Here is an 11,642-nt window from a genome sequence, read left to right as displayed (position 1 = left end):
GCTGAAAACTAACACCGCTGCAAGTCTTGCGAAAGAGCTTGCAGTTGGGAAACCGCAAGATTTCCACGGTGCAACACCAGTGTGTCCAAAGGGTTGACCGCGGACCGGCGGAATCGTACGGTCGCGACCGCAATAACTTTCTGCTGCCTTGCAGCAAGAACCCTCATAGGCCTTACGGGCACGGCGCGTTGCCGGACAAGGCTTCTCCGTCACCCGCACCTCCCCCCATGCAGGAGGAACAATGGCCGGCAGACCTCTGGCCGCGGCACTCGCCCTGGTGGCGTGTGCGGCGGTGAGTGTGGTTGCACCGGCGGGCGCCGCGCAGGCGGCACCGCCGGGGGACAAGGACGTCACGGCTGTCCTTTTCGAGTGGAAGTACGCATCGGTCGCCACCGCGTGCAGCGGCACCCTGGGCCCCGCCGGATACGGCTACGTCCAGGTCTCCCCGCCGCAGGAGCACATCCAGGGCGGCCAGTGGTGGACCTCGTACCAGCCCGTCAGCTACAAGATCGCCGGACGGCTCGGCGACCGCGCCTCCTTCGCCGCGATGGTGAACGCCTGTCACGCCGCCGGGGTCAAGGTCGTCGTCGACGCGGTGATCAACCACATGGCGTCGGCGGACGGCACCGGTACGGGCGGCTCGTCGTACACGAAGTACACCTACCCCGGGATCTGGTCCGGCGCCGACATGGACGACTGCCGTGCCCACATCAGCAACTACCAGGACCGCGGCAATGTCCAGAACTGTGAGCTGGTGGGCCTCGCGGACCTCGACACCGGCGAGGACTACGTCCGCGGGCGCATCGCCGCCTATCTCAACGACCTGCTCTCGCTCGGCGTCGACGGCTTCCGCATCGACGCGGCCAAGCACATGCCGGCGGGGGACCTCGCGAACATCAAGTCCCGGCTCAGCAAGCCGTCCGTGTACTGGAAGCAGGAAGCCATCTTCGGCGCGGGCGAGGCCGTCTCGCCGAGCGAGTACCTCGGCAACGGCGACGTCCAGGAGTTCCGCTACGCCCGCGACCTCAAGCGTGTCTTCACAGGCGAGAACCTCGCCTATCTGAAGAACTACGGCGAGGGCTGGGGCTACATGGAGTCGGGGAAGTCGGCGGTCTTCGTCGACAACCACGACACCGAGCGCGGCGGCGACACCCTCAGCTACAAGAACGGCGCCGACTACACGCTGGCGAACGTCTTCATGCTGGCCTGGCCCTACGGCTCCCCGGACGTGCACTCCGGCTACGAGTTCTCCGACCGTGACGCCGGCCCGCCGAACGGCGGGACGGTGAACGCGTGCTGGCAGGACGGATGGAAGTGCCAGCACGCCTGGCCGGAGATCAGGTCGATGGTCGCCTTCCGGAACGTCGCCCGCGGGCAGGCCGTCAGCAACTGGTGGGACAACGGCGGTGACCAGATCGCCTTCGGGCGGGGTTCGAAGGCGTATGTGGCCATCAACCACGAGACGGGGTCGCTGACCCGGACGTTCCAGACGTCGCTGCCCGCGGGCGGTTACTGCGACGTCCAGTCGGGACGTGCGGTCACGGTGAACGGCTCCGGCCAGTTCACGGCGACGCTCGGCCCCAATACCGCGGTGGCGCTGCACACGGGCGCCCGCAGCTGCGGCTGACCGGCACACAGCCGCACCCGACGGGCATCCGAGCCGGATCCCTTTCGCCGCGCGTCGGCACAGCACGTCCCCACGGGCGGGTCCCGCACATCCCGGGCCCGCCCGCCGGGCGGCACCGCGCGCGCAGGACTACCCAAGGAGAACAACCGTGTTCCGAACCGGACGACCGCGCAGAGCCGTCGTCGGCATCGTCGGGGCGCTGTGCGCCGCGCTCGTACCCGCCGCGCCGGTCGCGGCCGAGACCAAGGCCCCCGGCCCACCGTCCGACTCCCGGCTCGCCGCCGAACCGGCCCGGCACGACCTGACCCGCGAGCAGTTCTACTTCGTGCTGCCCGACCGGTTCGCCAACGGCGACCCGGCCAACGACCGCGGCGGGCTCCAGGGGGACCGGCTCGACACCGGGTACGACCCCGCCGACAAGGGGTTCTACCAGGGCGGTGACCTCAAGGGCCTGACGAAGAAGCTCGACTACATCAAGGGCCTCGGCACCACCGGGATCTGGCTCGCGCCCATCTTCAAGAACCGGCCCGTCCAGGGCGAGGGCAAGGATGCCTCCGCCGGCTACCACGGGTACTGGATCACCGACTTCACCCAGGTCGACCCGCACTTCGGGACCAACAAGGACCTGGAGACCCTCATCGACAAGGCCCATGCCAAGGGCATGAAGGTCTTCTTCGACGTCATCACCAACCACACCGCCGACACCGTCGACTACGCCGAGAAGAAGTACGGCTACCGCCCCAAGGGCGCGTATCCCCACCTCGACGCGTCCGGCCGTCCCTTCGACGACCGGGCCGGCGTCCCCGCGGTGGACGCGGACTCCTTCCCGTACACCCCCGTCACCCGCGACAACACCGTGGCCAAGGTGCCGAGTTGGCTCAACGACCCCACGATGTACCACAACCGCGGCGACTCCACCTTCGCCGGTGAGAGCTCCGAGTACGGGGACTTCTCCGGGCTCGACGACCTGTGGACCGAGCGGCCCGAGGTCGTCACCGGCATGGAGCGGATCTACCAGAAGTGGGTCCGCGACTTCGACATCGACGGCTTCCGTATCGACACCGTCAAACACGTCGACATGGACTTCTGGACCCAGTGGGCGACCGCGCTCGACGCGTACGCGGCGAAGCAGGGCCGGGACGACTTCTTCATGTTCGGCGAGGTCTTCTCCGCGGACACCGCCGTCACCTCGCCGTACGTCACCCGCGGCCGGCTCGACGCCACCCTCGACTTCCCCTTCCAGGACGCGGCCCGCGCCTACGCCTCCCAGGGCGCGCCCGCCGACCGGCTCGCGAAGGTGTTCGCCGACGACTACCGCTACACCACCGACAAGGCCAACGCCTATGAGCAGGTGACCTTCCTCGGCAACCACGACATGGGCCGCATCGGGACGTTCCTGAAGCAGGACAACCCGACGGCGGACGACGCCGAACTGCTCGGCCGGGCCCGGCTCTCCAACGAGCTGATGTTCCTCTCCCGGGGCAACCCGGTGATCTACTACGGCGACGAACAGGGCTTCACCGGAGCCGGCGGCGACAAGGACGCCCGCCAGACGCTCTTCGCCTCCAGGACTCCCGACTACCTGGACGACGACCAGCTCGGCACGGACCGTACGCACGCCTCGGACGCCTACGACTCCGGGCACCCGCTGTACCGCTCGATCGCCGCGCTCTCCCGGCTGACCACGGCCCATCCGGCGCTGCGGGACGGCGTCCAGCAGCAGCGGTTTGCCGAGGGTTCTGTCTACGCCTTCTCCCGTACCGACACCCGGCGGAAGACGGAGTACCTGGTCGCGGTCAACAACGGCACGGCGCCGAAGACGGTCGAGGTGACCACCGGCTCGGCGGACACCGCCTTCCGCGGGATCTACGGCAGCAGCGCCACCACCCGCAGCGACGCGGCCCGCAAGGTCACCGTCACCGTGCCCGCGCTGTCTTCTGTCGTGCTCCGGGCCGGGGCGCCGCAGCCCGCGCCGGCCGCGAAGCCCGTGATCAGCCTGAAGGCACCGGCCGCCGGGGCCACCGGCACCGTCGAGATCGTCGCCGACGCCGACGGCGGGCAGCTCGCGCGCGTCGTCTTCGCCGCGCAGGTCGGCAACGGCCCGTGGCGCACCCTCGGCACCGCCGACCACGCGCCGTACAAGGTCACCCAGCACATCGACGCCACCGTGCCCGCCGGAACAGCCCTGCGCTACAGGGCGGTTGTGGTGGACGCCGCGGGACGCACCGCGAGCGCGCTCGCCTCGACGACCACCGGCCAGGCGCCGCCGCCCGAGAAGCCCGGAGCGGTGGACCGTGACCACGCGGTCGTCCACTACCAGCGGCCCGACGGCGACTACGACGGCTGGCAGCTGAAGTCCGGCTCCACCACCGCCGCGTTCACCGGCCGCGACGCCTACGGAGCGTTCGCCTGGATCACGCTCGACGACGGCGCCTCGTCGCTGACGTACACCGTGGAGAAGAACGGCACGGCGGACGGCCCGCGGCGCACGGTCGACCTGGCCCGCACCGGCGAGGTGTGGATCGCCCAGGGCAAGGACGCCCAGGCGGACCGCGCCCCCGACGGCGCCTACCCGCCGCAGGACAAGACCAAGGCCGTCCTGCACTACCACCGCCCGGACGGCGACTACGACGGCTGGGGTCTGCACACCTGGACCGGTGCCGCGAACCCCACCGACTGGTCCAAGCCCCTCCAGCCCGTGCGCACGGACGCCTACGGAGCGACCTTCGAGGTGCCGCTCGCCGCGGGTGCCGGCTCACTCAGCTACATCCTCCACAAGGGTGACCAGAAGGACCTGCCCACCGACCAGTCGCTGGACCTCGCCACGTACGGCAACGAGGTCTGGCTGCTCGCCGGACAGCCGAAGTACCTCCTCCCGCAGACCGGCGGAGCGCCCTCGCTCGACCTCGGGACGTCCGAGGCCCAGTGGATCGACCGGAACACCGTCGTCTGGAAGGTGAAGGCGACCGAGGCGACCAGCCAGCAACTCGTCTACGCCGAGAAGGGCGGCATCTCCGTCGTCGACGGCGCGCTGAGCGACGAGGGCCGCTGGCTGCGGCTCGGCGCGGCCGCGCTCACCGATGCGCAGAAGGCCAAGTACCCCCACCTCAAGGACTATCCGGCCTTCACGGTCGACCCGCGCGACCGGGACCGTGTGCGCGACGCCCTGCGCGGGCAGGTCATCGCGACCCAGCGGGCCGCCGGGGGAGCCCTTCTGGCCGCCACCGGTGTGCAGACCGCGGGAATCCTCGACGACCTGTACGCGCCCGCTGCCACCAGGGCCGCCCTCGGGCCGGTCTTCCGCCACGGCACCCCCTCCCTGTCCCTCTGGGCGCCGACCGCGCGCTCCGTCTCCCTCGAACTCGACGGCACGAGCGTCCCGATGCGACGGGACGACTCGTCGGGCATCTGGTCGGTCACCGGCAAGAAGTCCTGGACCGGCAAGCCCTACCGCTACGCCGTCACCGTCTGGGCGCCCAGCGTCCAGAAGCTGGTCACCAACAAGGTCACCGACCCCTACTCCACCGCCCTGACCACCGACTCCGCCCGCAGCCTCCTCATCGACCTCGCCGACCCGGAGCTCGCCCCGGCCGGCTGGCGCACCCTGAAGAAGCCCGCGGCCGTCCCGCTGCGCAACGCGCAGATCCAGGAGCTGCACATCCGTGACTTCTCGGTCGCGGACCGCACCTCACGGCACCCGGGCCAGTACCTCGCCTTCACCGACCGCGCGTCGGCCGGGATGAAGCACCTGTCGACCCTCGCCAGGAGCGGCACGTCCTACGTCCATCTCCTGCCGGCCTTCGACATCGGCACGATCCCCGAGCGCAGGGCCGACCAGACGAGGCCCGGCTGCGACATCGAGGTCTACGCCCCCGACTCGGAGGAGCAGCAGGCCTGTGTCGCCGCGTCGGCCGCCAAGGACGCGTACAACTGGGGCTACGACCCGCTGCACTACACCGTGCCGGAGGGCTCGTACGCCTCGGACCCCGAAGGCACCCGCCGCACGGTCGAGTTCCGGAAGATGGTCCAGGCCCTCAACGGGACCGGACTGCGCACGGTCATGGACGTCGTCTACAACCACACCGTGGCGAGCGGCCAGGCCGACAAGTCCGTACTCGACAGGATCGTGCCCGGCTACTACCAGCGCCTCCTGGAGGACGGCACCGTGGCCACCTCCACCTGCTGCGCCAACACCGCGCCCGAGAACGCCATGATGGGCAAGCTGGTGGTGGACTCCGTCGTCACCTGGGCGAAGGAGTACAAGGTCGACGGCTTCCGCTTCGACCTGATGGGACACCACCCGAAGGCCAACATCCTGGCCGTCCGCAAGGCACTCGACGCCCTCACCCCCGCACGGGACGGCGTGGACGGCAAGAAGATCGTCCTGTACGGCGAGGGCTGGAACTTCGGCGAGATCGCCGACGACGCCCGGTTCGTGCAGGCGACGCAGAAGAACATGGCCGGCACCGGCATCGCGACCTTCTCCGACCGGGCCCGTGACGCGGTCCGCGGCGGCGGACCGTTCGACGAGGACCCGGGCGTGCAGGGCTTCGCCTCCGGACTGTTCACCGACCCCAACTCCTCGCCCGCCAACGGCACCGAGGCCCAGCAGAAGGCACGGCTGCTCCACTACCAGGACCTGATCAAGGTCGGTCTGACCGGCAACCTCGCCGAGTACACCTTCACCGACAGCTCGGGCCGCCGCGTCAAGGGTTCCGAGGTCGACTACAACGGCGCACCCGCCGGGTACGCGGCCGCCCCCGGTGACGCACTGGCCTACGCCGACGCCCACGACAACGAATCGCTGTACGACGCCCTCGCCTTCAAGCTCCCCGCCACCACCTCACCCGGTGACCGGGCGCGTATGCAGGTGCTGGCGATGGCCACGGCGGCGCTCTCCCAGGGCCCCGCGCTCTCCCAGGCGGGCACGGACCTGCTGCGCTCCAAGTCGCTGGACCGCAACTCCTACGACAGCGGCGACTGGTTCAACGCCGTCCACTGGGACTGCCGGGACGGCAACGGGTTCGGCCGCGGACTGCCGCCCGCGGCCGACAACCGGCCCAAGTGGCCCTACGCCAAACCGCTGCTGACCGCCCCCGCTCTCACGGTGGGCTGCCCGCAGATCACGGGAGCGTCGGCCGCCTACCGCGATCTGCTCATCATCCGCACGACCGAGAAGGCGTTCTCTCTCGGTACCGCCGAGCAGGTCCGGTCCGCGGTCTCCTTCCCGTTGTCCGGCAAGGACGAGACGCCGGGCGTGATCACCATGCGGGCCGGCGACCTGGTCGTGGTCTTCAACTCCACCCCGCAGCGCCGGACCCAGCGGATCGAGGCCCTGACCGGCGCCCCGTACGCCCTGCACCCCGTCCAGGCATCCGGCGCCGACGCCGTGACCAAGGGTTCTGCCTACGAAAGGAGTTCGGGCACCTTCTCGGTACCCGGGCGAACAGTCGCCGTCTTCACCCGGAGCTGAGCCGAGCGCGCTAGCGTAGTGGACCGACTACGGAGAGGAACCATCTCCCCGGTTCGACGGGAGCGCACGATGAACGAAGCGGACGGCACCACGGTCCTGGTCGTCGACGATCTCGAGGCCAACCGCTATGCCATGGGTGCCGTACTGCGCAGAGCGGGACACCTGGTCGTGCCGTCCGCGTGTGCCGGCGACGCCCTGATCGAGCTGGATGTCCGGCTCAGATCAGGTGCGTTGCCGGACGCGGCACTGGTCGACATCGGGCTGCCGGACATGAGCGGGTTCGAGCTCTGCCGCCGCATCAAGGCCCATCCGGAGATCGCCGCCATTCCCGTGGTGCACTTCAGCGCCGCGGCGGTCACTCCGCGCGACCGCACCCGCGGTCTCGACTCCGGCGCCGAGGCGTATCTCACGATCCCCGTCGAGCCCGAGGAGATCGAGGCGGTCGTCCGCGCGGCCCTGCGCGGCGCCCGTTCCCTGCACGACGCCGAGGCCCAGGCGGACCGGCTGAACCGGCTGGCCGCCGTGACCACGGAACTGCACTGTGCCCACGGCCCGCAGGAGCTGGCCGACCTCGCCGCCGGCGCGGTCGGCTCGCTCACCGGCGGCCCCGCGGCGGCCTTCGTGTTCGGCGCCGACGAAACCCTGCACGCGGGCAGCCCCCTGCGGTACGGACGTCTGCCGGGCGTCGAGGAACGCGCGGTGGTGGCCCGGCTGATGGAGCAGTGCACGGAGGGCCGCACCGGGGTGCAAGCCCTCGTCATACCGCCATCGCTGTGGCCCGGCGGCTTCTTCCGCCCCGAAGCCCCCGGCGGCGCTGCCCTGCTGCTCGCCCGCGGCGGCCCCGACCAGCCGCCGGTCTGCCTGGCGTACCCGGCCGGCCCCCGCCGTGACCCGCACACCACACTGCTGCTGCGACGGCTCGCGCACACCACCGCCCTCACGGCCCGTACGCTGCGCACCGCGGCCGAGGAACGCCATGTCGCCCTCACCCTCCAGCGCAGCTTCCTGCCCCAGCAGCCGCCCGCGTTGCCGGGCGCGGAACTGGCCCTGCGCTATGTCCCCGCCTCGCGCAACGCCGAGATCGGCGGCGACTTCTACGTGGCCCTGGCCACCGCCGACGGACTGCTCGTCGGCGTCGGCGACGTCGTCGGCCACTCCCTCGACGCGGCCACCGTGATGGTCGAACTGCGCCACGCGCTACGGGCGTACGCCACCGACGAGACCGATCCGGCCGTCCTGCTGCACCGGCTCGACCGTATGCTCCAGCGCTACCACCCGGAGGCGACGGCGACGGTCTGCCTCGCCCTGATCGACCCGGCCACCGGGCGCACCCGCATCGCCAACGGCGGTCACATCCGCCCGCTGATCGTCGACGGCGCCGGCGGAGCCCGCTACGCGGAGGTGTCGGGTCCGCTCCTCGGCCTGGGGCTGGTGCGACCGCCGCCCGGACAGGTCCGGCTCGCCGGCGGCGAGCGGCTGTTGATGGTCACCGACGGTCTGATCGAGACCCGGGGGACCGACCTCGCGGTCTCCATGGACCGGCTGCGCCACGCGGCCTGCCAGGCGCCGCCGGGTGTCGAGGCGCTCTGCGACTCCCTGCTCGACCGCTTCGGCACCCGTGAGGACGATGTGGCGCTGCTGGCCCTGCGGATGACCGGGCTCTGACCGGGGGCCCTGTGGCCAGGCCGGGGGCCGCGAGCGTCCGGTGTGGTCCTACGGCCGGCGCTGGGACGGCACCGCGCCGACGAGCGCGGGCGCCAGTGTCATGAGCCGGCCGACCAGATCACCGAAGGGCCCCTCGGCGGGTTCGTCCCTCAGAACGCCGATCAGGATGCCGGCCATCTCCTCGTCGTAGGCCGCGCTCACCGCGCACAGCGCTGCGAAGTCGTGCACGAGCTGCAACTCCAGCTCGGTGCGCGGAATCCGGCGCCCGTCCAGCCAGATCAGCGCCGTCGACTCCGCGAGGGAGACCCAGGAGCGGACGACCAACGCGAGCCGCGCGGGCGGGCGGCGGACGCCCAGGTGCGCCAGGATCTGCTCGTACGCGGCCTGCCGCACCTCGTCGATCATCGCGTTGGTGGTGGTCGATCCGACGGCGGGACCACCACGCATCAGGGCGGAGAAGCCCGGCCCGTGCTCCTCGACGAAGTCGAAGTAGCGGCGCATCACCCGCAGCAGCCGCGCACCGAGCGGCCCTTCGTGCGGTTCCAGGAACCGGCCGGCCAGCTCGTCGGCCGCGCGCCGCAGAGCGGCCTCGTACAGGCTCTGCTTGCCGGGGAAGTAGTGGTAGACGAGAGGCCGCGAGATTCCCGCCGCCGCGGCTATCTCGTCGATGGACACCTCATCGGGGGAGCGGGCGCTGAAGAGCTCCAGCGCCACACCGATCAGCTGCTGCCTGCGCTCCTCGACGCCCATCCTGCGGCGTACCCCGGTCGTCATGCCGACAGCCTACCGACTGCACTCCCGAGCACCTGTTCCCGAGGTCTCCCCGGAGACCTCCCGCAGGTCCTTCCGGAAGGCTTCTACAGGTCGAGCACCAGCCGTCCGCCGTGACAGCGCGAGACGCAGATGAGCATCGAGTCCTCCCGCTCGCCGTCGGTCAGCAGCTCGTCCCGGTGGTCGATCTCGCCCGCCAGGACCCGCTGTTGACAGGTGCCGCAGAAGCCCTGCTCGCAGGAGTACGAGACGTCTCGCACCTCGGCGCGGACCGCCGCCAGCACCGACTGTCCCTCGGCGACCCGAACGGTCCGTCCCGTACGGCGGAGTTCGACCTCGAAGGGGCCGCCGCCCTCCTGCGCTCCCGGTGCGAACCTCTCCAGATGCGGCCCCCTGCCCTCCGGGAGCAGTCGGGTGACCGCGTCCATGAGGCCATTGGGGCCGCAGCAGTACACCGCGGTCTCCTCCGGGGTGCCGGCGAGGAACGCGAGGTCCGGCAGCCCGGATTCGTCCTCGGCGACGACCGTGACCCGGCCGCCGTCCGCGCCCAGCCTCTCGATCTCGTCGAGGAACGGCATCGAGGCGCGGGAGCGCCCGCAGTACACCAGCCGCCAGTCGGCGCCCGCGGCCTCGGCGGCCCGCAGCATCGGCAGTACGGGCGTGATGCCGATACCACCCGCCACGAAGAGATAGGCGGCGGAGCGGACCAGGGCGAAGCGGTTGCGGGGCCCGCGAATCTCGATCTCGGTGCCCTCGTGGAGCTGTTCGTGCACCTCGCGCGAACCGCCCCGGCCGTCCTCGATCAGTCGCGCGGCCACCGTGTAGGTGCCGGACTCGGCCGGATCGCCGCAGAGCGAGTACTGGCGCACCAGGCCGGACGGCAGCACCAGATCGAGGTGGGCACCGGGCTCCCAGGGCGGCAGATCCGTGCCCTCCAGCCGCAGTCGGACCACACCCTCGGCGACGGAAGTCCGTTCGGTGACCAGCGCCCGCCGGGTCGCCGTGGCGCCGCGGCCGCGTCCCGACACCGGCTCCTCCAGGGCGGGCAGCGGCCACAACGGCGAGGTCCCGATCCGGCGGCGCAGGGCCCGCCGGGTGAGCAGCGCCGCGCCGGCGACGAGGGCGACGGTACTGAGGCGGGGCGCCATCTCAGTGGCCCCCGTTCGCGGCCGGGGACATGGCGAGATAGGCGACGGCCTGCGCCGTGCTGCCCTCCTGCGACGGGTGGTAGCCGCGGCTCAGATAGCGCGGAACGGAGCGCAGCATCGCGGACGTCGACGGCAGGACGCCCTGCCGTCCCGCGCGGACGAACTGCGGAAGGCTCGCCCGGCCGTCCTCGAGGGACGGGTCGTTCTCCATGAAGAAGCGCGCACCGCGCTGCCACAGGAACACCAGCGCGGAGAACGCCGTCGCCCAGGTGCGCACCCGGCGCCGGTAGCCGCCGTCGACATGCATGAACAGCTCGAAGGCCACCGAACGGTGCTCGACCTCCTCGGCGCCGTGCCAGCGCAGCAGATCCAGCATCGTGGCGTCGGCGCCGCGGCGGTCCAGTTCGTCCGCGTTGAGCACCCAGTTGCCGAGGAAGGCGGTGTAGTGCTCGATCGCCGCGATGATGGCGACCCGCTCCATCAGCCACCACTCACGCGGCCTGCCCGGCGGCAGGGTGCGGTCGCCGAGCAGCTTCTCGAAGAGCCAGTCCACCTGCGCGGTGTACGGCGTCGGATCGAGGCCGAGCTTCTTCAGATGCGGCAGCACGTCGTCGTGCGCCTGGGAGTGCATCGCCTCCTGCCCGATGAAGCCGATGACGTCCGCGCGCAGTTCCTCGTCCGTGATGTACGGCAGGACCTGCTGATAGACGTGTACGAACCAGCGCTCGCCGGCCGGCAGGAGGAGGTGCAGCACATTGATGGTGTGGGTCGCGAACGGGTCGCCGGGGACCCAGTGGAGCGGGGTCTCCTGCCAGTCGAAGGAGACCTTGCGGGCCTTGAGCGCCATCCGCTCCGAAGCCTCCGGCGCAGGCTGCGTATTAGACATGGCGTCAATGTACTGACGGGTAAGCTCCGGCGACAGAGGTGTGCACCCGATTTCCGGCCCGCGCCACATGAA

Annotated in this window: 5 protein-coding genes and 1 pseudogene; 3 read left to right on the top strand and 3 right to left on the bottom strand. The window is 71.0% G+C overall.

Annotation, left to right across the window (positions count from 1 at the left end; genetic code table 11):
• Positions 1-241: 241 nt before the first annotated feature.
• The 3 genes and pseudogenes from ACFWU3_RS25780 to ACFWU3_RS25770 form a co-directional block, all read left to right on the top strand.
• Positions 242-1,621 (top strand): annotated as a pseudogene (locus ACFWU3_RS25780) (alpha-amylase family protein); the annotation flags it as partial.
• A gap of 154 nt (positions 1,622-1,775) precedes the next feature.
• Positions 1,776-7,100 (top strand): pullulanase-type alpha-1,6-glucosidase, encoded by a 5,325-nt coding sequence (pulA, locus tag ACFWU3_RS25775; RefSeq protein WP_384442111.1) that lies wholly within the window; start codon positions 1,776-1,778, stop codon positions 7,098-7,100.
• Positions 7,101-7,169: 69 nt separating this feature from the next.
• Entirely contained in the window at positions 7,170-8,765 is a 1,596-nt protein-coding gene (locus tag ACFWU3_RS25770; protein WP_384442108.1) for a SpoIIE family protein phosphatase, read from the top strand.
• Positions 8,766-8,813: 48 nt separating this feature from the next.
• On the opposite strand, the gene ACFWU3_RS25765 is transcribed toward ACFWU3_RS25770, so the two are convergent.
• From ACFWU3_RS25765 to ACFWU3_RS25755, 3 genes are all read right to left on the bottom strand, one after another.
• On the bottom strand, positions 8,814-9,539 hold the full coding sequence (locus ACFWU3_RS25765; protein ID WP_384442105.1) for a TetR/AcrR family transcriptional regulator: 726 nt from the start codon (positions 9,537-9,539) through the stop codon (positions 8,814-8,816).
• Between the two features lie 83 nt (positions 9,540-9,622).
• Positions 9,623-10,684: a PDR/VanB family oxidoreductase gene (locus ACFWU3_RS25760; RefSeq protein ID WP_384442103.1), complete on the bottom strand. Its 1,062-nt coding sequence runs from the start codon at positions 10,682-10,684 to the stop codon at positions 9,623-9,625.
• Position 10,685: 1 nt separating this feature from the next.
• Complete coding sequence (locus ACFWU3_RS25755; RefSeq protein WP_384442100.1) at positions 10,686-11,570, bottom strand: metal-dependent hydrolase; 885 nt, start codon at positions 11,568-11,570, stop codon at positions 10,686-10,688.
• Positions 11,571-11,642 lie beyond the last annotated feature (72 nt).

It is taken from the genome of Streptomyces sp. NPDC058685 (assembly GCF_042714725.1).
Classification (GTDB): Bacteria; Actinomycetota; Actinomycetes; order Streptomycetales; family Streptomycetaceae; genus Streptomyces.
This window is presented reverse-complemented; position numbering and strand designations above follow the sequence as displayed.

Excerpts from the sequence above, each read along its gene's own strand:
- ACFWU3_RS25765 (WP_384442105.1), bottom strand. The coding sequence starts at position 9,539 with ATGACGACCGGGGTACGCCGCAGGATGGGCGTCGAGGAGCGCAGGCAG.
- ACFWU3_RS25760 (WP_384442103.1), bottom strand. The coding sequence starts at position 10,684 with ATGGCGCCCCGCCTCAGTACCGTCGCCCTCGTCGCCGGCGCGGCGCTG.
- ACFWU3_RS25770 (WP_384442108.1), top strand. The coding sequence starts at position 7,170 with ATGAACGAAGCGGACGGCACCACGGTCCTGGTCGTCGACGATCTCGAG.
- ACFWU3_RS25755 (WP_384442100.1), bottom strand. The coding sequence starts at position 11,570 with ATGTCTAATACGCAGCCTGCGCCGGAGGCTTCGGAGCGGATGGCGCTC.